At 66.6% G+C, this 22,545-nt stretch carries 22 protein-coding genes, 1 tRNA gene and 1 pseudogene; 11 read left to right on the forward strand and 13 right to left on the reverse strand.

The window, feature by feature from the left end:
- Positions 1–25 precede the first annotated feature (25 nt).
- Complete coding sequence (locus tag AC1DV8_RS20630) at positions 26–1,015, forward strand: aldo/keto reductase (protein WP_477158726.1); 990 nt, start codon at positions 26–28, stop codon at positions 1,013–1,015.
- On the opposite strand, the gene AC1DV8_RS20635 is transcribed toward AC1DV8_RS20630, so the two are convergent.
- Positions 979–1,359 (reverse strand): hypothetical protein, encoded by a 381-nt coding sequence (locus AC1DV8_RS20635; protein WP_477158786.1) that lies wholly within the window; start codon positions 1,357–1,359, stop codon positions 979–981. The two genes, AC1DV8_RS20630 and AC1DV8_RS20635, sit on opposite strands and share 37 nt — an antisense overlap.
- A 305-nt stretch (positions 1,360–1,664) precedes the next feature.
- Positions 1,665–1,952: a DUF4242 domain-containing protein gene (locus AC1DV8_RS20640; protein WP_477158727.1), complete on the reverse strand. Its 288-nt coding sequence runs from the start codon at positions 1,950–1,952 to the stop codon at positions 1,665–1,667.
- A 200-nt stretch (positions 1,953–2,152) separates the two neighbouring features.
- Here AC1DV8_RS20640 and AC1DV8_RS20645 point away from each other — a divergent pair, with 200 nt between their 5' ends.
- Entirely contained in the window at positions 2,153–4,726 is a 2,574-nt protein-coding gene (locus tag AC1DV8_RS20645) for a helix-turn-helix transcriptional regulator (protein WP_477158728.1), read from the forward strand.
- Positions 4,727–4,755: 29 nt separating this feature from the next.
- Here the strand turns inward: AC1DV8_RS20645 and AC1DV8_RS20650 are convergent, their stop codons facing one another.
- Together AC1DV8_RS20650 and AC1DV8_RS20655 are read right to left on the reverse strand one after the other, a co-directional pair.
- The gene (locus AC1DV8_RS20650) at positions 4,756–6,222 is read right to left on the reverse strand and encodes a M48 family metalloprotease (RefSeq protein WP_477158729.1); all 1,467 of its coding nucleotides are present in this window, start codon (positions 6,220–6,222) and stop codon (positions 4,756–4,758) included.
- Positions 6,219–7,031 carry a thermonuclease family protein gene (locus AC1DV8_RS20655; protein ID WP_477158730.1) on the reverse strand — a complete coding sequence of 271 codons (813 nt, stop codon included), beginning with the start codon at positions 7,029–7,031 and terminating at the stop codon, positions 6,219–6,221. Before AC1DV8_RS20655 ends, AC1DV8_RS20650 begins: the two co-directional genes overlap by 4 nt.
- Positions 7,032–7,172: 141 nt before the next feature.
- Between AC1DV8_RS20655 and AC1DV8_RS20660 the strand changes: the two genes are divergently transcribed.
- A complete protein-coding gene (locus AC1DV8_RS20660; RefSeq protein WP_477158731.1) occupies positions 7,173–7,886 on the forward strand; it encodes a hypothetical protein in 714 nt (237 codons plus the stop codon).
- A 3-nt stretch (positions 7,887–7,889) separates the two neighbouring features.
- Here the strand turns inward: AC1DV8_RS20660 and AC1DV8_RS20665 are convergent, their stop codons facing one another.
- Positions 7,890–8,315 carry an OsmC family peroxiredoxin gene (locus AC1DV8_RS20665; protein ID WP_477158732.1) on the reverse strand — a complete coding sequence of 142 codons (426 nt, stop codon included), beginning with the start codon at positions 8,313–8,315 and terminating at the stop codon, positions 7,890–7,892.
- Positions 8,316–8,389: 74 nt separating this feature from the next.
- Positions 8,390–9,698, reverse strand: a pseudogene (locus AC1DV8_RS20670) (alpha-L-fucosidase).
- Between the two features lie 184 nt (positions 9,699–9,882).
- Between AC1DV8_RS20670 and AC1DV8_RS20675 the strand changes: the two are divergent.
- The 3 genes from AC1DV8_RS20675 to AC1DV8_RS20685 all read left to right on the forward strand — a co-directional run bounded on the left by AC1DV8_RS20675 (position 9,883) and on the right by AC1DV8_RS20685 (position 10,707).
- Positions 9,883–9,959 (forward strand) — tRNA-Arg (locus tag AC1DV8_RS20675).
- Between the two features lie 51 nt (positions 9,960–10,010).
- The gene (locus AC1DV8_RS20680; protein ID WP_477147955.1) at positions 10,011–10,490 is read left to right on the forward strand and encodes a CAP domain-containing protein; all 480 of its coding nucleotides are present in this window, start codon (positions 10,011–10,013) and stop codon (positions 10,488–10,490) included.
- Positions 10,480–10,707 carry a sulfurtransferase TusA family protein gene (locus AC1DV8_RS20685; RefSeq protein ID WP_477158733.1) on the forward strand — a complete coding sequence of 76 codons (228 nt, stop codon included), beginning with the start codon at positions 10,480–10,482 and terminating at the stop codon, positions 10,705–10,707. Before AC1DV8_RS20680 ends, AC1DV8_RS20685 begins: the two co-directional genes overlap by 11 nt.
- A gap of 8 nt (positions 10,708–10,715) precedes the next feature.
- Here AC1DV8_RS20685 and AC1DV8_RS20690 read toward each other — a convergent pair whose 3' ends face one another.
- The gene (locus AC1DV8_RS20690) at positions 10,716–11,792 is read right to left on the reverse strand and encodes a D-alanyl-D-alanine carboxypeptidase family protein (RefSeq protein ID WP_477147957.1); all 1,077 of its coding nucleotides are present in this window, start codon (positions 11,790–11,792) and stop codon (positions 10,716–10,718) included.
- A gap of 115 nt (positions 11,793–11,907) precedes the next feature.
- On the reverse strand, positions 11,908–12,600 hold the full coding sequence (locus AC1DV8_RS20695; RefSeq protein ID WP_477158734.1) for a helix-turn-helix transcriptional regulator: 693 nt from the start codon (positions 12,598–12,600) through the stop codon (positions 11,908–11,910).
- 76 nt (positions 12,601–12,676) lie between these two features.
- Between AC1DV8_RS20695 and AC1DV8_RS20700 the strand changes: the two genes are divergently transcribed.
- Positions 12,677–13,249, forward strand: a complete 573-nt coding sequence (locus AC1DV8_RS20700) for a DJ-1/PfpI family protein (RefSeq protein WP_477158735.1) — start codon at positions 12,677–12,679, stop codon at positions 13,247–13,249.
- Between the two features lie 159 nt (positions 13,250–13,408).
- Here the strand turns inward: AC1DV8_RS20700 and AC1DV8_RS20705 are convergent, their stop codons facing one another.
- Entirely contained in the window at positions 13,409–15,868 is a 2,460-nt protein-coding gene (locus AC1DV8_RS20705) for a beta-glucosidase H (RefSeq protein ID WP_477158736.1), read from the reverse strand.
- A gap of 100 nt (positions 15,869–15,968) precedes the next feature.
- Between AC1DV8_RS20705 and AC1DV8_RS20710 the strand changes: the two genes are divergently transcribed.
- Together AC1DV8_RS20710 and aac(3) are read left to right on the forward strand one after the other, a co-directional pair.
- Entirely contained in the window at positions 15,969–16,388 is a 420-nt protein-coding gene (locus tag AC1DV8_RS20710) for a winged helix-turn-helix transcriptional regulator (RefSeq protein WP_477147961.1), read from the forward strand.
- Positions 16,385–17,173 carry an aminoglycoside 3-N-acetyltransferase gene (gene aac(3) / locus AC1DV8_RS20715; protein WP_477158737.1) on the forward strand — a complete coding sequence of 263 codons (789 nt, stop codon included), beginning with the start codon at positions 16,385–16,387 and terminating at the stop codon, positions 17,171–17,173. Before AC1DV8_RS20710 ends, aac(3) begins: the two co-directional genes overlap by 4 nt.
- Here the strand turns inward: aac(3) and AC1DV8_RS20720 are convergent.
- Entirely contained in the window at positions 17,170–17,916 is a 747-nt protein-coding gene (locus AC1DV8_RS20720) for an SDR family NAD(P)-dependent oxidoreductase (RefSeq protein WP_477158738.1), read from the reverse strand. The two genes, aac(3) and AC1DV8_RS20720, sit on opposite strands and share 4 nt — an antisense overlap.
- Positions 17,917–18,023: 107 nt before the next feature.
- Here AC1DV8_RS20720 and AC1DV8_RS20725 point away from each other — a divergent pair, with 107 nt between their 5' ends.
- The gene (locus AC1DV8_RS20725; RefSeq protein WP_477158739.1) at positions 18,024–18,617 is read left to right on the forward strand and encodes a TetR/AcrR family transcriptional regulator; all 594 of its coding nucleotides are present in this window, start codon (positions 18,024–18,026) and stop codon (positions 18,615–18,617) included.
- A 1-nt stretch (position 18,618) separates the two neighbouring features.
- On the opposite strand, the gene AC1DV8_RS20730 is transcribed toward AC1DV8_RS20725, so the two are convergent.
- The 3 genes from AC1DV8_RS20730 to AC1DV8_RS20740 all read right to left on the reverse strand — a co-directional run bounded on the left by AC1DV8_RS20730 (position 18,619) and on the right by AC1DV8_RS20740 (position 21,488).
- Entirely contained in the window at positions 18,619–19,614 is a 996-nt protein-coding gene (locus AC1DV8_RS20730) for an aldo/keto reductase (RefSeq protein ID WP_477158740.1), read from the reverse strand.
- Between the two features lie 16 nt (positions 19,615–19,630).
- Positions 19,631–20,062 carry a MerR family transcriptional regulator gene (locus AC1DV8_RS20735; protein ID WP_477158741.1) on the reverse strand — a complete coding sequence of 144 codons (432 nt, stop codon included), beginning with the start codon at positions 20,060–20,062 and terminating at the stop codon, positions 19,631–19,633.
- Positions 20,063–20,135: 73 nt separating this feature from the next.
- A complete protein-coding gene (locus AC1DV8_RS20740; protein ID WP_477158742.1) occupies positions 20,136–21,488 on the reverse strand; it encodes an MATE family efflux transporter in 1,353 nt (450 codons plus the stop codon).
- Between the two features lie 329 nt (positions 21,489–21,817).
- Here AC1DV8_RS20740 and AC1DV8_RS20745 point away from each other — a divergent pair, with 329 nt between their 5' ends.
- The gene (locus AC1DV8_RS20745) at positions 21,818–22,519 is read left to right on the forward strand and encodes an SDR family oxidoreductase (protein ID WP_477158743.1); all 702 of its coding nucleotides are present in this window, start codon (positions 21,818–21,820) and stop codon (positions 22,517–22,519) included.
- Positions 22,520–22,545: the final 26 nt, after the last annotated feature.

Consider the following 22,545-nt stretch of genomic DNA (forward strand, 5'->3'; position numbering starts at 1 on the left):
CCAACCCCGCAACGAGGAGCACGAAATGCAGAAGCGCAAACTTGGAAATGCCGGTCTCGAAGTCTCGGCCATCGGGCTGGGCTGCATGGGCATCAGCCAGTCCTACGGCCAGCCGCTGCCGACCCCAGACGCCATCAAGCTGATCCGGGCGGCGTTCGATCAGGGCGTCACCTTCTTCGATACCGCCGAGGTCTATGGGCGTCGCGCCAACGAGTTGGTGGTCGGCGAAGCGCTGGAGCCGATCCGCGATCAGGTGGTGATTGCCACCAAGTTCGGCTTCGATCTCGACGGCACGGGCAGCGGCAGCGGCCTCAACAGCCGGCCGGCGCATATCCGCGAGGTCGCTGAGGCCTCATTGAAGCGGCTGCGCACCGACCGCATCGACCTGTTCTACCAGCACCGCGTCGATCCAGAGGTGCCGATGGAGGACGTCGCCGGTGCGGTCAAGGACTTGATCGCCGAGGGCAAGGTGAAACACTTCGGCCTCTCGGAGGCGGGGGTGAAGAACATCCGCCGTGCCCATGCGGTGCAGCCGGTGACAGCGCTGCAAAGCGAATATTCGCTGTGGTGGCGGGAGCCTGAAGAGGCGATCATCCCGGTGCTCGAGGAACTGGGTATCGGCTTTGTGCCGTTCAGCCCCCTGGGCAAGGGCTTCCTCACCGGCGCGATCGACACCAGCACCAAGTTCGACAGCACCGATTTCCGCAACACGGTGCCCCGCTTCGACGCCGAGAACCGCGCCGCAAACCAGGCCATGGTGGATGCCGTGGTGCGGGTTGCCGCGGCGAGGAAGGTCACACCGGCGCAGATCGCACTGGCCTGGTTGCTGGCGCAGAAGCCGTGGATCGCGCCGATCCCGGGGACGACCAAGCTCCACCGGCTTATCGAGAACAATGGCGCGGCATCGATCGAACTGAGCGCCGCTGATCTCGCCGATATCGAGAGTGCCACCTCGGGGATCGTCCTGAAGGGCGCTCGCTACTCGGGGGAAAACGCGGCGCGCATCGACCGCTGAGCGGCTTGAGGCAGGCGGGGAGGGCTCAGCCAGCCCTCCCCGCCGAGATTGGCCGGCCCCTTGGTGGTGATGTACTCGACGGCGAGCAGCTTCAGTGAGCCATCGGCCTGCGGCTCGTACATCACCGCCTCCGGATGGGCGATGTCGATGGCGTCGTCCTTGAGCGCTGCTTCCGACACGAAGTGGATGCCCATGGCACCACCCTCGATACCGCTGACGCAGGGGATCGGCGCGTAGCCCTCGCCCTTGGCCACCGCGACATCCTGGAACCGCTCGTTGGCGGCGCGCACCTTGTCGGCGAGCGGGTTGGGCAGGTCGGCATGCGCCGCGGCTTCATGCGCCATGGCGGAGCCGATGAGCAGCCCGCCGCCGTCCGACTGATGGGCGCTGGCGCCGCCGACCGAGAGCGCCGCGGTGACGGCGAGGGCTTTGAGCAGGGTTGATGTCTTCATGGTTGAGTCTCTTCTGATGCGGCCAAACCGGCGGCGGCGGCCGACATCACATGTCGAGCCGGTCGGCGGCTTGCTCCTGTTGGGATTGGCTCCTCGGAGCCGGTCATGTGCCGGGGGGCGAATGCCAGACCGGCTCCAAGGACACGCCGAGCGACGCCGGCACGGAGACACGGAGGCAACTCCGTGCCCGGCGTCAGTCAGCGATAGAAATAGGGGTCGAGTACCCGCACTTCGGTAATGCGATCGACCGGCAGCGCGTTCTTCTGCGCCACCATCCGGATCGCCTCGGGCGACGGGCCGTCATAGATACAGAAGCTCTGCTTCTTGTCCGGCGAGACGAACGACTGCACCCAGGTGACGCCTCGTTCGGCGTTACGGGAAACCACACCGCCCATGGCGGTGGCGCCTGATTCATCGATCGGGATGATCAGGCCTTCGGGAAAACTGCGTTCAACGACATAGCGCGGCATTTCATGGTCCTTCACGTTTCGGCCCCCGCTTCGGCGGCCGGTGGCGGACCATGCCCCCATGCGGGGCATCGCTCTATCGGCTTGATTACCCAGATTGGCGCCGCCAATTACCCACGTTTCGACGCGATGGAATAATTGACCGCGGGCGGTGTTATTCATACGACGTATGACGACTCTGCCCTTCGGGTAAGATCGCGACCGGAGGGATTAGAGGGATGATCCTGCTCGAACGTGATGCGCAGCTTGCTGCGTTGCGGCAGCAATTGGCGGAAGCCGCGGCCGGACGAGGCCGCGTCGTTGCCGCAGTCGGCGAGGCCGGGGCCGGAAAGACCGCCCTCGTGAACGCCTTTATCGAAACGGCGGGCGGCGCGGCGCGCATCTTGCGCGGCGCCTGCGAGGACCTCACGGTACCGGCCCCGCTCGCGCCGCTTTACGACCTCGCGCGCGATGCACACTGGCCGCTCGATCGGCTGGGCGAGCCGGGTGAACGCGTCCCGCTGTTCTCCGAAGCACTGGCGCTGTTCGGCATGGAGCCGACCATCCTCGTCATCGAGGACCTGCACTGGGCCGACGACGCAACGCTCGACCTCGTGCGCTACGTCGGCCGCCGCATCGCCGGCAGCCCGATCCTGATGCTGCTGACCGCCCGCAACGAAGCGGTGGAAGGGCAGCGGCGTCTGCGCCGCGCACTCGGCGATATCGCTTCCGACCACATCACCCGCATCGACGTGCCGCTGCTGAGCGAGACCGCCGTGGCGACGCTGGCCGAGCATACCGGGCTCGAACCCGGCCCGATCTATCGCGCCACTGTCGGCAACGCCTTCTTCGTCACGGAGCTGCTGCGCGCCGGTGGCGAGCTGTCGCTCAGCCTCCGCGATGCCACCCTCACCCGCGCCGAGCGGCTGGGCATCGGCGCCCGCGAGGCGCTCGACGCCGTCTCGGTATTTCCTCGACGCGCCGAGACCGCAATTCTCGTCGACCTGCTCGGCCCGGGCGGACGCGAGGCGCTGGCCGAATGCGTCGAGGGCGGCATGCTCGACGGCAGCGGCGATGGCTACGCCTTCCGCCACGAGATCGCCCGCCGTGCCATCGAGGCGGCGCTCCCCACGCACCGGCGGGAAAGCCTCAATGCCGCCGTGCTGGCGCTGCTGCGCGGCCGGGACGACATTCCGGGCGCCCGGCTCACCCACCACGCCGCCCAGGCGCGCGACGCAGCTGCCTTGCGCCAGTTGGCACCCAAGGCGGCGCACGAGGCTTCGCGCAGCGGTGCGCATCGCGAGGCGGCGGCGCACTACGAGGAAATGATGGGGCTGATCGACGGGTTCAGCCTCGAGGAGCAAGCGGCGATTCACGGGCGCTACGCCTTCGAGTGCCAGCTGATCGGCCGCATCCAGCAGGCTATCGCAGCGCAACGGCAGGCCGGCGCCATCTATCGGCAGCTCGGTGACCGGCTGATGGAAGGCGACAGCCTGCGCTGGCTGTCGCGGCTGAGCTATCTCGCCGGCAACCGCACCGCGGCCGATGCCTATGGCAATGAGGCCATCGCGCTCTTGGAAACCGAGACACCCGGTGCCGAGCTGGCGATGGCCTATTCCAACCTCGCCCACCTCGCCATGCTGGCGGACGAACTGGACGGCGCCTTGCGCCACGGGCGTGCCGCCATCGCGCTCGGGCAGGTGCTGGGGCGGCCCGACATCATCTCCCACGCGCTCAACAACATGGGCTCCGCCCGTATCTGGCAGGAGCCGGCGATCGGCCGCACCGACCTCGAAAAGAGCCTCGATATCGCGCTGGCGCACAACTACCAGGAGCATGCCGCCCGGGCCTACACCAACCTCGGCTGCATGGAGGTCAACCTGCTCGCCTACGACAATGCCCGCCGCGTGCTCGAGGCCGGCATCGTCTATTGCGCCGATCGCGACCTCGACACCTGGCACTACTACATGCGCGGCTGGCTCACCGAGGTGCTGCTGCGCCAGGGCCTGTGGGAGGAGGCGGCCGAGGCGGCGCTGCCGGTGATCGGCGACGAGCAGGCGCAGGGGCTGATGCGGATCACCGCTGTGCTGGCACTGGCGCGGCTGCGGATGAGACGCGGCGACCCGGCGCTCGATCCGCTGCTCGAGGAGGCACGACGCTTCCTCGACACCAATATGGAACTGCAACGGCTGGCGCCCTTCGCCGCAATTCTCGCCGAGCGCGCTTGGCTCGGCAGAGGCAACCGCGCCGAGGCACTGGCGCTGCTCGACAAGGCGCTGGGCATGACCTCGGCACCCACGGTGCATGGCGAACTGCTGCTGTGGCGCTGGCGGCTCGAGCCCGATGCACGGCTTGGCGACCTCACCGGGCTGGCGGCACCGTTCCGCGCCGAAATTTCGGGCGATTGGGCCGCCGCCGCCGACTATTGGGCAGAGATCGGCGCACCATTCGATCGCGCCCTGGCGCTGCTTGGCGGCGATGAGGCGGCGCAGCGGCAGGCGCTGCAGATCTTCGAGCAACTGGGCGCCAACCCGTTTGCCGAGCAAGCCCGTCGCCATATGCGGCGCAGCGGCATCAGCAATGTCGGCAAGGGCCCGCGCCAGTCGACCCGCGACAACCGGCTGGGGCTGACGCAGCGCGAGATGGAAGTGCTGCTGCTGGTCGACCGCGGCCTCTCCAGCAAGCGCATCGCCGCGCAACTGGCGATCTCGCCCAAGACCGTCGACCACCACGTTGCGGCGATGCTGGGCAAGCTCGGCGCCCACTCCCGCACCGAAGCCAGCGCCGCGGCACGGGATGCCGGATTGATCTAGGGAGCGCCGCCGCCCGCGGCGACGGCCTGCTATTCGACGGTCACGACCTTGTACTTCTGTCCGGCGACCAGGGTGTCGCCCGGATAGAGGTTGTTGAGGATGTAGAACAGGTCGGTGCCGCGGCCGAGACCGTTCATCTTTCGCGCCAGCGAGTCCGCCGTATCGACGCTGCCGGCCGTGATGGTGCGGACCACCAGCTTCTTGACCAGCCCGAGATCCTTGGCAGTGGCGGAGCGGAAGCTCTTCAGCGTCGCTTCAGCGGCCTGGGTGAAGGCCGGGCTGTCGAACTTGGCGGCAAAGATGAAGCGATAGACCCGGCCATCGTTGCGCACCACCGCAACACGGAAGTTCCATTGCGGGGTGACGGCGACGCCGGTCGCCATGTCGAAGCCGTTGGCGCTTTCGCGCTTCACCGTCGTCGGCTGCAGCCCGGCGATCCAGCCCGACTTGAGATAATCCTCGAGCCCCATCGAGGCCGGCACTTCGGCACTGTCAAAGCGCACCGCCTCGCCTTCGCCGGCAACGCCGACCACGGCGCCCTTGGAGATCTGCAGCGTGTAGTTCGAGGGCACTTCGAAGGTGAATTTCAGTGTCGGATTGATGTAGCGGCGGCCGACCACCGCGCCCTGTGCCGGGCTGTCGCCAAAGGCGAGGCCTTCGATGCCGGCCATATAGCCCTCGCGATCGGTCTCGCCGAGCCCCGGGGCGCCGAAGAAGGCGCGCGCCGTCTCGATCGCCTTCTGGATGCGATCGGGGGTCGAGGGGTGCGAGGAAAGGAAGTCGCCTTCCTGATCCGCGTCGCCCGCCGAGAAATGCGCGAACCGGCCCATGGCGCCGAGGAAGCGGGCCGCCGCATGCGGATCGTACCCGGCGCGGCCGGAGGTCAGGATGCCCTCCTTGTCGGCAGCCAGTTCCTGCTGCTGGCTGAACGCCGCGAGCGACATCTTCGAGCGGTTCGAAGCCTGGTCGGTGGCGCTGTCGGCGCCGAACACACCCGTCACCACCTTGTCGACGATCTCGTTGGTGCGCGCCCGGTTGGTACGGGCGCGGGCATGCTTCAGCGTCACGTGCGCGATCTCGTGCGACAGCACGGCCGCGATCTCCGAGGTGTCCGATGCGAGCGCCAGGATGCCGCGCGTCACATAGACATAGCCGCCCGGCAGCGCGAAGGCGTTGACCTCGGCGGTGTCGAGGATGGTGACGGTGAACTTCTGGTTCGGCTGATCGGCCGCGGCAAGCAGCCGCCCGACGATCCGCGCGATCATGATCTCGGCCTGCCGGTCCGAATAGATGCCGCCATAGGAGGCGACGATCCGCGGGTGCTCGCGCGCCCCGATCGCATCTTCCTCGGGATCATCCGAGGCGACGACCGGCGCGTTCTGTCCCTCGGTGCGGCTGACCGTGACGCCCGGCAGGCTCGAGCACGCCGCGACAACCGCCAGCAACACCGCGGCGAGCGGAACGCCAAACACCCTGATGATCGAACGCGAGCTCATGGAGCGAGGAGAACCTCTATCTGCTCAGGATGGGTGACTTCGACCCGCGGGCCATCAACGTCGTCCATCCAGCCTCTGATCCGCACGAGGGCACCCTCGAGCTTGAGTGGGTCGAGACCGGCACGCGAGAAGAGCTTGACCGCCGCCCTGTCGATCACGGCGGTGAAGTCCTCTTTCCACGATCGGCCGAAATTCAGGTAGATGCGCCCCTGTGCCTCGTCGGCGAGCAGCACCCGGCCTTCCACCAGCTCATAGTGGCCCAGGCGCCCGGCCAAATCTGCCGGCCGGTCCGCCCGCCGCACGAGATAGTAGGGATCGGCCCAGATGCCAAGCTTCATCAGCCGCGCCGAGCCCTCGGCGGCCAGCAACTGTGGCAGACATGCACGATTGTCGGGGAACGAGTAGACCCGAGCCCAGCCGTCGGCGATCATCCGCTGCTGCACCCAGAGCTCGGGCGTATCGAGCACGAACAGCTGGCCCAGCGTCCGGCCGTGCCGGTCGACCTGCTCACCGCCATGGCGCACCCGCACCGATTTGCCCAGCGTCAGCTTTTCCAGCGCCACGCGGGACTCGTCGGCCTTTGGCCAGGCCTCGAAATCCTCGCGACCCAGCGGCAGCTTGGGCGCCTGCGTGCCGATCAAGCGAACCACTACGCCGGTATCGAGCACCACGGTATCGCCATCGGTAACCGACGCGACGATACCCTTGGGGCCATCGACCAGCCCGTCGCAACCCATGGCAAGGGTGCTCAGCGGCATGGCGATAAGCACCGCGGCCGCGGCAATTCTGAGCACGTTCCAGGCAAGCAAATTTGGCCCCATCCGACGACAAGGCAAACTGCACTAAATTGCGGCGAAATTCTTCCACAACGTCGCAGAGCAACAACGAATGTTGCACCGTGGCCACTTCCCCTTAGGATCACGCCGATTCTGCTGCCGGACGCTGACCCGATGCTCGCCGAACTCTTGGTCTATGCTGCGAGCTACCGCGCGACGCCTCCGGCGTTCCGCCCCCATCTGGGGGAAGCCATCGGGCTGTGGGCGCGCGGCCAGCGCCAGACCCGCGCCTGGGCCCCGCACCTCGCGAACTCGCGCGGCCTGATCGACACCACCATCGACGATCTCGATCGGCGGCGGACGGTGGTGGTGCTCGGCTCCGGCCCGCTGTTCGATGTGCCTGTCGAATCCCTGGCGCGCACCTTCGAGCGGGTGATCCTGGTGGACCAGGCCCACCTCTCGACCATCCGCCCCCGCACCGATCGCTACCCGAACGTCACCTGCGACTGGCGCGATCTATCCACCGAACGGGACTCCCAGGCGCTCGGCTTTCTCGATGCGATCGACGATCTCGACTGGGTCATCTCGATCAGCCTCGTCAGCCAGCTGGCGCGCGCCGCAGCCGATGGCCGGCAGCGGGCCGTCGTCGACGGCCACCTTGACCGGCTGGCCGGCCTCCGCTGTCCGGTCACCTTGATCACCGATCTCGACTACCGGGTGTTCAACCGCCACGGCGTGGTGCTGGACAGCGCCGACCTGCTGCATGGCCGGCCGGTGCCGCGCAGCGGGTTGCGCTGGAAGTGGGAGGTCGCGCCCTTCGGCGAAGAAAGCCGCACCACCCGGCGTGTCCATTCGGTCGCTGCGTGGCCCGACTGGCGCCACGCCTGAGGCTCAGACCAGCCGCGCCTCGAGCGTGACGTTGATGGCGCCGAGCGCCTTCGACACCGGGCAGTTCGCCTTGGCCTTCTCGGCCAGTTCCTGGAACGTCGCGTTGTCGATCCCGGGGATCTTGCCCTCCAGCGTCAGCGCGCTGCCGGTGATGCCGGTGCCGGGAATGAGCGTGACCGCGGCTTCGACCTTGAGGTTCTCCGCCGGAGTGTTGTTGTCGGCGAGCGTCTGCGCAAACTCCATGGCGAAGCACCCCGCATGCGCCGCCGCAATCAGCTCCTCCGGATTGGTGCCGGACCGCGCCGTCTCATCGACGAAGCGGCCCTTGTAGGTATAGGGCAGGCTCGTGAACGCGCCGCTCGGCGCGTCCAGGGTCCCCGCCCCATCCCTGAGCGTCCCGGTCCAGTTGGCAGTGGCAGTGCGCTTCATCTTGCTCTCCTTGGGTCACATCCGTCGCGCCCGGACTGTAGGAACTGCAGCGGCCAACTGAAGTTCCGCCCGGATCAGTCCTCCTTCAGCACCAGCTCCACCACCGGCACCACCACGTTGGGCTTCTTCACCGGCAGGTCGAGCGTCAGCGTGGTCTGGCCGACCGGCGGGACGAAATGCGGATCGGTGTGGGCGCCGATCCACTGCACTTCGCTCGCATCATTGAGGAGCTGCGCGAACTTGACCCGGCCCGCCAGCCCGTCGAGATGCAGGTAGCGGTTCGGCCAGTTGTAGATGTGGAGATAGAGCCGGTTGCCGCGCTGGGTATAGCGGCAGCCATCTGGCGCCGTGTAGCTGGAACGGCCGGCCCCGTAGATGGCGCGGCTGTGCAGCTTCATCCAGCCGGCATAGGCGTCGAGCGCATCGATGGCGCGGTGATCGAACGTGCCGCGCCCGGTCGGCCCGACATTCATCAAGAGGTTCCCGCCCAGCGCCACGCCGTCGATCAGGATCTGGATCAGCTGCTCCGGGCTCTTCCACGTCTCCTCGTCGCGGTAGTAGCCCCATGAGCCCGAGAACGTCTGGCACATCTCCCACGTCACCTCACGCCCATTGACCATCGGCGGGGTGCGCGGCGTGTACTGCTCGGGCGTGATCATGTCCGGCACGTCGGTCTCGAGATCGAGCCGGTTGTTGACGATGATGTCGGGCGCCAGCTTTCGCACCAGCTTCAACAACTCGAGGCTCTGCCAGTCGTCGCGGCCCTTGCCGGGCAGTCCCTTGTAGGTGCGGCCCGGATAGCTGAAGTCGAACCAGATGATGTCGATCTTGCCGTAGCCGGTGAGCAGCTCCGTGACCTGCTGGCGCAGATAGGCGGCATAGCGCGTCATGTCGCGGCCGGCGTTCAGCTCGGCCGCATTCCTCGCGGTTGCGCAGCGGATGGTACATGTCGATGGTGAAGTCGGGATGGTGCCAGTCGGGCAGCGAGTAGTAGAAGCCGATCTTCAACCCCTCGGCCCGGAACGCCTCGACGAACGGCTTGAGCAGGTCCTTGCCGTAAGGCGTGTTGGTCGCCTTGTAGTCGGTCGCCTGGCTGTCCCACAGACAGAACCCGTCATGGTGCTTGGCCGTCAGCACCACATATTTCATCCCTGCCTCACGGGCCCGGCGCGCCCATTCCTTCGGGTCGTAGAGGTCGGGATCGAAGTTCTCGAAGTACTTCTGGTAGCCCGCGTCGTCGATTTCCTCGCGGTTCTTCACCCACTCGTGCCGGGCCGCGAGCGCGTAGATGCCCCAATGGATGAACATGCCGAACCGGTCGTGCTTGAACCACGCCTTCTTCTCGTCGGCCAGAAACAGTTCGGCAGAAATCTTGTCACTCATCGGTGCATCCTGAAACCCTGCGGCCATCGCAGGCCGGGCGTGAGTAGCACGCCTGCAACCGCTTTCAAGACGCGACGAACAGCCCCACCGGCGGCTGGCGCATGGGGAGGAATGTGCCGTGCCCACCTGTTCCGCCGGAACGGTGGTTTGCACCGCGCCCGGCATTTGCTATGTGGCAAGCGGCGACCCCGTAGCTCAGCAGGATAGAGCGCAGGATTCCTAATCCTGAGGCCATGAGTTCGAATCTCATCGGGGTCACCAGCTGCATGAGGCCATGCCGGACTTCTCCGGCCGTGCAAGGAGTCCGACGCCATGATCACGAAGGGTCACACCACCCTCCCCCGTATCGCGCTTGCCGCGGTACTCGCCGCGGGTCTCGCGGCCTGTTCGATGGGTGGCGGCGGCGGTCAGCTGTCGCCGGGCCTTTCCGCCCCGATGAACCAGCCGGGCGCCAAGCTCAACCGGGTCGAGGCGCTGTTCCTGCTCAACGATTTCCGTCGCGCCCAGGGCGCTGCCGATGTGCGTGGCGACACCGTGCTCGACGGCACCGCGCAGACGCTGGCCACCAACTACGCCAAGAGCGGGGCACAGCCGGCGCTACCGCCCGGCGCCGTGGTGATGCGGCTCAGCGCCGGCTACACCACCTTCGCAGAAGTCTTCTCCGGCTGGCGCGCCGTGCCGGCCGATGCGGGGGCGATCGCCGATCCGACCGCCAAGCGCGCGGGCCTCGGCGTCGCCTACGACCCGAACTCGACGCACGGCGTCTACTGGGTGCTCGTGCTTGACGACTGACATCGAGACCATCGACTGCCGCGGGCTGAAATGCCCGCTTCCGGTGCTGAAAATGGAAAAGCGCCTGTCGCAGCTGGCGACGGGCGCTTCGTTCGTCTTGCTCGCCACCGACCCGATGGCAAAGATCGATATCCCGCTGTTCTGCAGGCAGAACGGCCACGCCTGCTCGGTGAGCAGCGAGGCCGAAATCATGCGCTTTGAGATCGTGAAGGGCTGAGCGTTCGCTCAGTCGTCGGCCAGCGCCACGGCTGCCGGGGCCCATGCCGGACGCGGGCGCGGCAGTGGCACGTCGTCGACCATGATGCCGAGATCTGTTGCGGAGTAGACCACGCCGTCGATCTCGTCGGTGAGATAGCTCGGATGGCCCTTCAGCCCCATCGGAAACGCCGCCTGGCGCTCCGCCACGTAGGCCTTGGCCTTCTTGCCGCAAATCTGCGCCCGCATGTCCACCGGCGGCGAGGCGATGTTCTTGAGCTGCACGACGTTCTGCCCGGTGCCGGTGATCGCGCCGGACAAGCCCCGCAGGAACAGCTCGGCCGTCATCTCGTTGCGCTCACGCGCCGACGAGCCGCCCAGCACCACGGCCAGCATCGAGCGGCCGCCGCGCTCCACCGTCGCCACGATATTGAGGCCCGAGGAGCAGACATAGCCGGTCTTCATGCCGGTGGTGCCGGCGAAATGTTCCAGCAGGCCGTTGTTGGATTCGAGCTTGGCCTTGCCCAGCCGCACCGCTTCGGTGCCGAACATCGGCAGATATTCCGGGAAATCGCGCCGGATGATCAGCGCCAGGATGGCGAGATCGCGCGCCGAGGTCACCTGGCCTTCGTTGTGCAGCCCATGCGGATTGACGAAGTGGGTGGCCGACAGGCCCATGGCCTCCGCCATGCCATTCATCTCCTCGACGAACGCCGGCACCGAGCCCGAGACGGTCTCGGCGACGGCCACTGCCATATCGTTGGCCGACTTGACCACGAGGATATAGAGCGCGTCCTTCATCGTCACCGAGGAGCCGACCTTCAGCCCGGATTTGCTCGGCGCCTGGTTCCAGGCGTTTTTCGAGATCTTCACTTTGGTGTCGAGCGTCACCTTGCCCGCCTTGATGGCGGCGAAGGCCACATAGGCGGTCATCAGCTTGGTCAGCGAGGCCGGATGCCAGGGCACGCCGGCATCCTCGGCGTACAGCACCTCGAAGGTGTCGGCGTCGACGAGCAGCAGCGGAGTGGCCCATGCGGGAGTGGTCCCGAGGACGGCGAGGATGATCAACAGGCTGGCGACGATGCGCCGGCGAAACTGCGCGAGCAAGGCGCCTCCGAAGTGCAATGGTCCCGGCGTCGGCAGGGTTCTAGCAACGCGCTCTGCGCCGCTCAACTGCCGCCGGCTGCTGCTCAAATGATTTTGAAGCAAGGCGGCTTCCCATCTAGGTCAAATCCGGCAGATTTCGGGCGCTGGACCAGCGATGGAACAGGGTTCGGCGCGGTTCCGGTAGTCCGGCGTCGAGGAGTTCGAGCGCCGTCATGCCGTCGACGCGAAAGTTGCGGAAGTCATTGCGCAGTGTGCACCAGGCGACCAGCGTCTGGTGCCCTTCGAAGTAGCCCAGCGCCACTGGATAGACCGTGCGCTCGCTGGTCGCGCCGCTCTTGTCGCGATAGCCGAGCCAGACCTGCTTCTCCTCGCGCAGGGCCCGGCGCAGGCGCGCCAGCGGGTTGGCCTCGTCCACCTCGCGCGGCGGGATGACGAACAGCCCGACCGACAGCATCTCGTCGCGCTTGGCCCGCGGCAGCACCGCCTCGATCTTGCTCGAGGCATCGCGCGCAGTTGCCGCCATCTCGCTGTCCGGCCCGTAGATCAGCCCGCGAAGGCCCAGCACCAGCGACTCGACTTCCTCGTCGGTGAACATCAGCGGCGGCAGGAAGTGCTCGGCGCGAAGCTGGAAACCGACGCCCGCCTCGCCGTCGATCGCCGCGCCCATCGACTTCAGCGTCTCGATGTCGCGATAGACCGAGCGCAGCGACACGCCCATCTCCTCGGCCAGCACCGCGCCCGTCACCGGACGGCGCCGGCGGCGGAGCGCCTGCATCAGGTTGAGCAACCGTTCGGACCGCTTAGCCATTCAGTTTCCGACCGCTGCTGACAAAAACCGGTGCCGCGTGGCGTTAGCCTTCTCGCATCGAACAAGGAGAAACGACATGACCACCATCCTGACCATCCTCACCGAAGGCTTCGCCGATTGGGAGACCACGCTGCTCAACGCCGTGGCGCACAGCTTCTACAAGGTGGAAACCAAGTACGCGACCCCCGGCGGCAAGCCCGTGACCTCATCGGGCAACATGACGGTCACGCCGCAGCTGGCGCTGGAGCAGGTCGATGTCGCCGATTACGACGCGATCATCGTCTGCGGCGGCGCCATCTGGCAGACGCCCGAGGCTCCGGATATGGCGCCGCTGCTCAATGCCGCCAAGGCTGAGGGCAAACTGATCGGGCTGATCTGCGACGGCACGGTGGCCGGCGCCAGGGCCGGGCTGCTCGACCACATCCGCCACACCAGCAACGGCGACGGCTATCTCGATGCCACCGGCTACAAGGGAAAGGCGCTGTACCGAGACACCCCGGCGGCGGTGACCGACGGCAAGGTGGTGACCGCGGCGGGCGTGTCGCCGGTGAGCTTCATGGTCGCGGTGATGGACGGGCTGGGATTGGCGGACGACAACCTGCAATACTATGTCGGCATGCACGCGGCACAGTATGGCAAGGCGGCGTGAGGGAACCGGGGGCTGGCGCGAACCGACCCCCACCCCTGTCCCCTCCCCCTCAACAGGGGGAGGGAGACGATAGTCTCGATATCAGTGTGAGAATCTCCCTCCCCATTCTTAGGGGGAGGGGACAGGGGTGGGGGTCGGCCCACGCCACCGTTGCGTCGATCACACAGGCAGCAACATCCTGTCCTGCCGCACGACCTCTGCCGACAGCCCCGCATCTCCAGCGTTCCGCGCCACCCGAACCACGTACCGCCCCGGCTCGACCAGCCAGTGCTGCGCCTCCGTCCGATAGTACGCGAAGGCCCGGTCATCGAGTTCCAGCGTCACCCGCTGCCGCTCGCCGGGGCCGAGGTGCACCTTCTCGAACGCCTTCAGTTCCTTCTCCGGCCGCGGCACCGACGCGTCGGGCGCCGACACATAGACCTGCACCACCTCCGAGCCGGCACGGCGGCCGGTGTTCGTCACCGTCACCGAGACGCTCACCTTGCCGGCGGCCTCAAATCGGCTCGCATCCACTGCCAGATCCGACACCGCGAAGCTCGTGTACCCCAGCCCGAAGCCGAACGGGAACAGCGGCGCGATGCCCTGGCGGTCGTAGTGGCGATAGCCAATGAACACGCCCTCTTCGTAGCGCACCTTGCCGTCGAGGCCGGGATAGATCTCGCGATCCTGCGAGTTGGTCGGATTGTCCGCCCACTTGACAGGAAAGCTCTGCGGCAGCCTGCCACCGGGCTCTGCAGCGCCGATCAGCACATCGGCGATGGCGTTGCCCGTCTCCTGCCCCGGATACCAGGCCTCGAGCACCGCCGCGACGTCGCCAAGCCATGGCATCTCGACCGGCCCGCCGGTCTGCAGCACGACGACGGTGCGCGGGTTCACCGCCGCCACCGCCGCGAGCAGTTCATCCTGCCGGCCCGGCAACACGATGGAGCCGAGATCGCTGCCCTCGGTGTCCCACTCGCCATTGCGGCCGACGAACACCAGCGCCGTTTCGGCATCCCGCGCCGCGGCGACGGCTTCAGCGATGGCCTCGTCCCCAAGCGGCAGACCGATGCCGGCGGCGAAGGCGGCAAGCCCCAGCGTCGCGAAAGCCTTGGTGGCAAACTCGATCACCACGTCATAGGAACGGCCGGCTTCGAGCCGGATGGTGCCCACCACCTCGTCGCAGCCCTCTTCGAAGAAGGTGCGGCCCTTGCTCCAGTTGGTCCACGCATCGGCCACCAGTTTGCCGTCGACGAAGACGCGCGAGAACCCGGCGCTGTAGATGCCGACGCGATGCTCGCCGCTGGCCTCGGGCGTGAACGTCCCCGTCAGCCGCGCCGAGAAATGCAGCGGATCGACCTTCCCGTCGGCCACCCGGCCAATCCAGAAGGTCTGCGCCTCCTCCAGCGTCTCGGAAAACACGGCCGGGCCGCTCAGGTCCTCGCTGGCGAAGTAGTCGACCGCGAGCGCCCCGCGAAGGAGCGGCTCAAAGCGGTTGTTGCCAGCGCCCGCGGCATAGCTCAGGCGATCCTCGCCCATCGCCGCGACCAGTCCGTCCCACGGCGACACCCGGTAGTGCGGGTTGAGCTGGGCGCTGCCGCCGCCCATGATCTGCGCCACCTTGGCATTGGGCCCGATCACCGCGATCTTGCCCTCGCCGCTGAGCGGCAACACCTCGCCCGCGTTCTTCAGCAGCACCGCGCCCTCGGCACCGGCGCGCCGGATCAGCGCCCGATGCTCGGCGCGATCGTCGGCCCGTTCTACCCATTCGCTGTGATCGTCGAGCGCACCCGTGCGCTCCATCAGCCTGAGAATATCGAGCACGCGGCTCCGCAACGTCTCGCGAGATACCTCGCCCGCTTCCACCGCAGCCACCAGCTTCGCCCCGCGATCGCGCGCCGGGCCAGGCATTTCGAGGTTGAGCCCGGCATTGACCGTCGGGGCGGTCGAGTGCGAGCCGAACCAGTCCGACATCACGATGCCGTCGTAGTGCCACTCCTTGCGCAGCACCTGGTCGAGCAGCCACGGGTTCTCGCTGGTGTAGGTGCCGTTGAGCTTGTTGTACGAGCTCATGATGCCCCAGGTTCCGGCCTTCTTCACCGCCCACTCGAACGGCACGAGGTAGAGTTCGCGCAACGCCCGCTCGTCGATCTCGGAACTGATCGTGGTGCGCTCGATCTCGGATTCGTTGCCGACGAAGTGCTTGATCGTTGCCGACACGCCCTGCCCCTGCAGGCCCTCGATATAGCCGACCGCAAGGCTGGCGGTGAGGATCGGATCTTCCGAGTAGCACTCGAAATTGCGCCCGTTGCTGACCGAGCGATGGAGGTTCACCGTCGGCGCGAGGCTGACATGCGCGCCCTTCGACTTCACTTCATCGGCCAGCGCAGTGCCGATCTCATTGAGCAGCCGTACATTCCAGCTGGCGCCAAGCGCGATCCCCACCGGGAACGCCGCCGATTTCACCCCGCCGATCAGCGAACCGCCACCGCGGGCGCCGTTCGGCCCGTCGGTGACCCGCAGCTTGCCGATGCCCAGCCGCTCAATAGCCGGCAGCGACCAGAAATCTTCGCCCGAGAGCAGGCTCACCTGCTCCTCCAGCGTCAGTTCATCGGCCAGGGTTTCGATCCGTGACGACATACGCTTCTCCCGCACTCGGCTACATCCGGGCCTACCCCTAGGCACAAACGGTAACTGCGTCTATATTGGTAACCAACAATTTCAACTGGAAGGCACTCCGATGGCCCTCGGTTCCCCGGAAAAAGTCGAAACCTGCAACGCCATGGGCGATATCCTCAATCGCATCGGCGACAAGTGGAGCGTCATGATTGTCGGCTACTTGACGCGCAAGACCATGCGTTTCAACGAGTTGCGCCATGCCATCGGCGGCATTTCGCAGCGCATGCTGACCCTGACGTTGCGCAATCTCGAGCGCGACGGCCTCGTCACCCGCACGGTGTTCCCCGAGATCCCGCCGCGCGTCGAATATCAGCTGACCAATCTCGGCCGCACCCTCACCGAGCCGCTCGACGCGCTGTGGAACTGGGCGGCCGAGCACCAGGGCGAGGTGCAGAGCGCCCGCCACGAATATGACGCGATACATGAAGGCGCCACCGAGCAGCTCCCGCCGGAGCGGCGCTACGCCGGCGCCGCTAGGTGAGCAGCCGGGTCTCGACCCGTTCGAGCCTCGCTGAGGACCTGAGAGCCATCGGCCTCGCCGACGGCGACGCCGTTCTGGTGCACGCCGCACTCCGCAAGGTTGGCAAGATCGTGGGCGGCCCTGACGACATCCTCGACGCGATGCGCGACGTCGTCGGGCCTGCCGGTACCGTGCTCGGCTATGCCGACTGGCAACTCGAGGACGAGATCCGCGACGATCCGGCGATGCGCGAGCATATCCCGGCATTCGATCCGTTGCGCTCACGCTCGATCCGCGACAACGGCTTCTGGCCTGAACTGATCCGCACCACGCCAGGCGCGCTGCGCAGCGCCAGCGCCGGCGCTTCAATGGCGGCGATCGGCGGCGAGGCCGAATGGTTCACTGCCGACCACGCGCTCGACTATGGCTATGGCCCGCAGTCGCCGCTTGGCAAACTGGTCGAGGCCAAGGGCAAGGTGCTGATGCTCGGCGCGCCGCTCGACACCATGACGCTGCTGCACCACGCCGAGCACCTGGCCGATTTCCCCGACAAGCGCATCCTTCGCTACGAGGCGCCGATCCTCGTCGATGGCGAGAAAGTCTGGCGCTGGTTCGAGGAGTTCGACACCTGCGAGCCGCCAGACGGTTTGCCCGACGACTATTTCGCCGAAATCGTCGAGGAGTTCCTGACCACCGGCCGTGGCAAGCGCGCCAAGATCGGCGAGGCGAGCTCGGTGCTCGTCCCCGCCGATGAGATCGTGGCGTTCGCGGTCGATTGGCTCGAACGCTGGGGACGCACCCGTTAGGCGTTGAAGCCGCTGTCGACGAGGATCGACGTCCCGGTGATGCTTCGCCCACCCGGGCCGGCAAGATGCACCACCGCTGCGGCGATATCCTCGACGACCCCGAAGCGACCGAGCGCATTGAGCCCCATCTGCGACGGCGCCATCGGGCCATCGGCCGGGTTCATGTCGGTGTCGGTCGAGCCCGGATCGACGGTGTTGACGGTGATCCCCTGCGGGCCCAGCTCGCGCGCCAGCGCCCGCGTCATGCCGCCCAGCGCCGATTTGCTCGCGACATAGAGGCTGAGCCCCGGACCGGCGACGCGGCTCGCCATGTTGGTGCCGATCGAGATGATCCGCCCGCCCGCCCCCATGTGCTTTGCCGCCGCCTGCGCGGCGAAGAACGGGGCGCGGGCGTGAATCGCGAACAGCCGGTCGAAGGTCTCGACCGTGACATCGCCGAACGGCCCGCCGGTGCCGGTGCCGGCATTGTTGACGAGAATGTCGATCCGCCCGAATGCCTCGACGGTCCGGTCAACGGCGGCGATCACCGCGTCCGGATCGGCCGAATCGACCCGCATCGCGAGCACACGCCGGCCGAGCGCCGTCACCTGCTGCTCAATCTCGCCGGCCTTCTCGCCGTTGCGCTGGAAGGTGAAGGCGACGTCGGCGCCCTGTTTGGCCAGCGCCAGCACGGTGGCCGCGCCGATGCCGCGGCTGCCGCCGGTGACGAGGGCCACGAGGCCGGACAGTTCGAGGTCAGTCATATCGGATCTCCATTTTCTACCGATCGGTACACAATTGGCTATGACGGTTGCGATGCAGCGTCAAGAATTTTATACTGATCGGTAGACAATCATCCGGAAACCCGATTTTGGCAGGCCGCCCCCGCGAGTTCGATCGAGATGCCGCCCTGGACCAGGCGATGCGCCTGTTCTGGGAGCGCGGCTATGAGGGCACCTCGGTCGGCGACCTGGCCGAGGCGCTGGGCATCGGCAAGCCGAGCCTCTACGCCGCTTTCGGAAACAAGGAGCAACTGTTCTACGAGGCGCTCGACCTTTACATCCGCACCTACGGGCCGACCCTCGGCGACGTGCCCACGGCACGTGGCGCGATTGAGTCCCTGCTGCGCAGCAACGCCGAGACCTACGCCGATCCCAGTATCCCCAGTGGCTGCATGATCGTGCTCGCGGCCGCAGTCGGCCCGCCGCAGAATGCCGAAGTGCGGGCGCATCTGGCGATGCTGCGCAACGCCTCGACGGGCTCGTTCGCAGCGCGGATCAGGAAGGGGATGATCGATGGCGATGTGCCGGAGGGCGCCGATGCCGATGGCATGGCGCAGTTCTACACCACGGTACTGAACGGCCTGGCCCTCCAGGCGCGAGACGGCGCCGGTGGCGCCGCCCTCGATCGTGTCATCGACGGCGCCATGGCCGCCTGGGACGTGCTGGCCCGGCCCGCACCCTAGCCTACCGTTTGGCCACCCACGCGCCGCTATCGCCATATCGCTTGCCGGCGAACTTCTCCGGCGACAGCAGTTCACCCAGCGTCCTGAGCTCATCCGCCGACAGCACGATGCCGGCCGCAGCGACGTTCTGCTCGAGATGCGCGATCCGCCGCGCGCCGGGGATGGGGACGATGAAATCGCCTTGGCCGATGACCCAGGCGAGCGCCAGCTGAGCCGCCGTCACACCCTTGTCCGCCGCCATCTCCTCCAGCACCTTCACCAGCGCGGCATTGGTGGCCATGTTCTCTTCGCTGAAGCGGGGCAGTGTGCGCCGGAAATCGCCGTCGCCGAAATCCTCCGGCTTCTGGATCTTGCCGGTGAGGAAGCCGCGACCGAGCGGGCTGAACGGCACGAAGCCGATCCCAAGCTCACGGCAGGCGTCGAGGATGTCGCCCTCCGGGTCGCGGGTCCACAGCGAGTACTCGCTCTGCAGCGCCGAGATCGGATGGACGGCGTGCGCCCGGCGGATGATGTCGGCACCCACCTCCGACAGGCCGAGCGCCCGCACCTTGCCCTCTCGGACCAGTTCCGCCATGGCGCCGACGGTGTCCTCGATCGCCACTTGCGGGTCGAGACGGTGCAGGTAGAACAGGTCGATCGCCTCGACACCCAGCCGCTTCAGCGATGCTTCCGCCACTTCGCGCGCATGTTCGGGCCGCCCATCGACCCCCGCCATGGCATTCGTGCCGGTCTTGGTCGGATCGATTCGGAAGCCGAACTTGGTGGCGATCACCACCTTGTTCCCGAACGGCTTCAACGCCTTGCCGACGAGGATTTCGTTCTCGAACGGGCCATAGACTTCGGCCGTATCGAAGAACGTCACGCCAAGCTCCACCGCTCGGTGCAGCGTGCGGATCGCGTCGGCTTCGTCCTGCCCGCCATAGGCATGGCTCATCCCCATGCAGCCGAGCCCGACTGCTGAAACGGTGAGGTGCGCGCCGAGTTTTCGCGACTTCATGTCGATGGCTCCACTGTCACCGCCCGGCGTTTGCCCGGCGCGTAGTTGTAGGCCGTTCTCGGCGCTCTGGGAGTACTGCGTCATATTCCTTCATCCTCTTCGTAGTGCCGGCATAGCCGGCGATCTTGGTGTCGAGGATGGCAAGGCAATCGGTGAGTTCGGCGAGACGGGCGCGGACGCGCTCGCGATGCGTTTCCAGCATCTCGCGGCGCTCCATTTCTGTTGGGGCGCCGCGCTCCCGGAGGCCTGCATAGTGCAGCATTTCCCGGATCGGCATCCCGGTCGCCTTCAGGCGGCCGAGAAACTCGATCCAGGTGAGGATCGACGCATCGTAGTCGCGCTGCCTCGATTGGTTCCGGTCGGCGTAAGGCAGCAATCCGATCCGCTCGTAGTAGCGGATCGTATGAGCCGTAAGTCCCGAACGCCTGGCCAGTTCACCGATCTTCATGATGCCTTCCTTGCCACGACGCGCCCAAGGCTAGGAGTTCGAGCGCGCTCTAAGTCAAGGGGCATAAATGTGGCTAGACCAGCGCCGTGATTTCCTTTTTCCGCCACCAGCCGAAATAGTAGGTGGCCTGGAAAGTGAGCAGCGCCGTGAAGCTGAGGCAATAGCCCCACCACACGCCCTCGAGCCCGAAGAAGTGGCTGAGCGTCAGCGCCGCCGGCACCTCGACGAGGATGATCGCCGCCAGCGACAGCGCCATCGGGATCCACACGTCGCCCGAGGCGCGCATCACTGCCGAGAACACCGAGCCCCAGCCGAAGACGAGGCAGCTCCACAGCACAATATGCAGCAGCCGCTCGGCAACCTGCACTACTTCCTCGTCGGTGATGAACAGCCGCACCAGATGCTGCGAGAACAGGTACGCAATCAGCACCAGCGCGCCGGTGACGATGAGGTTCATCAGCAGCGCCGTGCGCGTCACCTTCTCGACATCGTCGAAGCGGCGCGCCCCGATCGCCTGCGCGGCAAAGATCGAGGCGGCGATGCCGATCGACATGGCCGGGAACTGCACATAGCTCATCACCTGGTTGACCGCGCCATAGGCCGCCGTGGCGCTGGAGCCGAAGCGGTTGATGATGCCGACGATGACGATGGCCGACATCGACGACACCACCATGGAGACGCCGGCAGGAATGCCGAGCTTGAGGATCAGCCCCAGGAGCTTGAAATCCACCTTCAGGTGCCGGAACAGCTCGGCGTCCGGCGCCATCGGGCTCTTCCGGGCATTGAGGTAGAAGTAGAGGAAGATCAGCACCACGACGAAGCCGGCGATGAACGCCACCGCAGCCGCCAGGACGCCGATCTGCGGCAGGCCGAACCAGCCCTGGATCAGCGCCGGCGTCACCACCAGCCCCACGCCGATCGAAAAGATCAGCGTCAGCAGCGGCGTCACCGTGTCCCCGACACCTCGCAGCATCGAGGTGATGAGGAGGAAGATGAAGAAACCCGGCATGCCGATGAGCACGATCCGGCCATAGGCGGTCGCCTGCGCCACGATATCGGCCGGCGCGCCCAGCAGCTCCATCAGGTTCTGCGCGAAGAACCCGCCGAACACCGCGACGACGAGCCCCATCAGGAAGCCGACGGTCAGCGTCGTGCCCGTCACTTCCTTGATCTTGAGGATATTCTTGGCGCCCCACGCCTGCCCGATCAGGATCGAGGCGCCCGAGGCGAGCCCGATCACGAACGAGATGAGGAAGATCATGATCGGGAAGAACACCGAGACGGCGGCCAGCGCCTCCACCCCGATCATCTGCCCGATATAGATGTTGTTGATCGTCCCCGACAGCGACTGCAGGATGTTGCTGAGCATCAGCGGCACGAGGAAGACGAGGAACCGCTGCCAGAGCGGCCTAGAGAGATTGTTCATCGAATGAACTCCGAAACCCACAAAGTATGCGACGGCGTTGGGCCCCAAATGACCAGCGGCCGGTCTGTCGACCGGGTCGCGAGGCGGGCCACTTCACATCTCAGCTGAAGATGCAGGCGGGTCGGAGCACGATGGGGTATGAACGCACCGGCGGTTCTCTAAACCCGCCCCGACCGCCGGTCAACGCCCGGGCGCTTCAAGCCGGCCTTGCTCGACCAGGGCAAGGACAATGATGACCGGCCTAGTCGTGCTCGCCGATCACCATGGCGAATAGATGCGATCAACAACTCTCATCACCGAAGTGCTGCGCCTCGTGTAGCGTGCCGCCCATGACCAAACCCGTCGCCATCGTCACCGGAGCCGGCCAGGGCATCGGCGCCGCCATCGCCCGCGAGCTCGCGTCCCGCAACTACGAGCTGGTGCTGTTCGCCCGTTCCGAGCAGGTCGAAACTGTCGCGGCCAAGCTCTCCGCTACTGCCGTCCGCGGCTCGCTCACCGAGCCCGCGGACCTCGAGCGCCTCGTCACCACCACGCTCGACACCCACGGCCGTATCGACGCCGTGGTGAACAATGCCGGCCACGTCCCCACCGGCGACATCGGCACCATGGCCGACGATGCCTGGCAGGACGGCTTCGATATGATCGTCCTCAACCCGGTCCGCCTGATGCGCCTCGTGACCCCTCACTTCCTGGCAAATAACCATGGCTCAGCGGTGAACATTTCGAGCTTTGCCGGCAAATCTCCCGACCTCGCGATGCCCATGTCGTCTGCTTTACGGCCCGCCCTCCAGGCTTGGACCAAGCTCTACGCCGACCGCTACGGCCCCAACGGCATCCGCATGAACGCCGTGCTGCCCGGCTTTCTCGACAACTACGACACCGTCGAGGCACGCCGCCAGAAGATCCCCGTCGGGCGGTATGGCGAGTTGCAGGAAGTGGCGAAAGTCGTGGCCTTCCTCCTCTCCGACGACGCGTCCTACGTCACCGGCCAGAGCCTCCTCGTCGATGGCGGCATGACCCGCGCGCTCTAACCGGCATCACCGCGATAAATGGAGAC

It is taken from the genome of Devosia sp. P3_B2 (assembly GCF_056402875.1).

What these genes read in the sequence shown, in the direction of transcription:
- AC1DV8_RS20630 (WP_477158726.1), top strand. Translation starts at nt 26, where the DNA reads ATGCAGAAGCGCAAACTTGGAAATGCCGGTCTCGAAGTCTCGGCCATC.
- AC1DV8_RS20635 (WP_477158786.1), bottom strand. Translation starts at nt 1,359, where the DNA reads ATGGCGCATGAAGCCGCGGCGCATGCCGACCTGCCCAACCCGCTCGCC.
- AC1DV8_RS20645 (WP_477158728.1), top strand. Translation starts at nt 2,153, where the DNA reads ATGATCCTGCTCGAACGTGATGCGCAGCTTGCTGCGTTGCGGCAGCAA.
- AC1DV8_RS20650 (WP_477158729.1), bottom strand. Translation starts at nt 6,222, where the DNA reads ATGAGCTCGCGTTCGATCATCAGGGTGTTTGGCGTTCCGCTCGCCGCG.
- AC1DV8_RS20660 (WP_477158731.1), top strand. Translation starts at nt 7,173, where the DNA reads ATGCTCGCCGAACTCTTGGTCTATGCTGCGAGCTACCGCGCGACGCCT.
- AC1DV8_RS20665 (WP_477158732.1), bottom strand. Translation starts at nt 8,315, where the DNA reads ATGAAGCGCACTGCCACTGCCAACTGGACCGGGACGCTCAGGGATGGG.
- AC1DV8_RS20680 (WP_477147955.1), top strand. Translation starts at nt 10,011, where the DNA reads ATGATCACGAAGGGTCACACCACCCTCCCCCGTATCGCGCTTGCCGCG.
- AC1DV8_RS20695 (WP_477158734.1), bottom strand. Translation starts at nt 12,600, where the DNA reads ATGGCTAAGCGGTCCGAACGGTTGCTCAACCTGATGCAGGCGCTCCGC.
- AC1DV8_RS20700 (WP_477158735.1), top strand. Translation starts at nt 12,677, where the DNA reads ATGACCACCATCCTGACCATCCTCACCGAAGGCTTCGCCGATTGGGAG.
- AC1DV8_RS20705 (WP_477158736.1), bottom strand. Translation starts at nt 15,868, where the DNA reads ATGTCGTCACGGATCGAAACCCTGGCCGATGAACTGACGCTGGAGGAG.
- AC1DV8_RS20710 (WP_477147961.1), top strand. Translation starts at nt 15,969, where the DNA reads ATGGCCCTCGGTTCCCCGGAAAAAGTCGAAACCTGCAACGCCATGGGC.
- AC1DV8_RS20720 (WP_477158738.1), bottom strand. Translation starts at nt 17,916, where the DNA reads ATGACTGACCTCGAACTGTCCGGCCTCGTGGCCCTCGTCACCGGCGGC.
- AC1DV8_RS20730 (WP_477158740.1), bottom strand. Translation starts at nt 19,614, where the DNA reads ATGAAGTCGCGAAAACTCGGCGCGCACCTCACCGTTTCAGCAGTCGGG.
- AC1DV8_RS20735 (WP_477158741.1), bottom strand. Translation starts at nt 20,062, where the DNA reads ATGAAGATCGGTGAACTGGCCAGGCGTTCGGGACTTACGGCTCATACG.
- AC1DV8_RS20740 (WP_477158742.1), bottom strand. Translation starts at nt 21,488, where the DNA reads ATGAACAATCTCTCTAGGCCGCTCTGGCAGCGGTTCCTCGTCTTCCTC.
- AC1DV8_RS20745 (WP_477158743.1), top strand. Translation starts at nt 21,818, where the DNA reads ATGACCAAACCCGTCGCCATCGTCACCGGAGCCGGCCAGGGCATCGGC.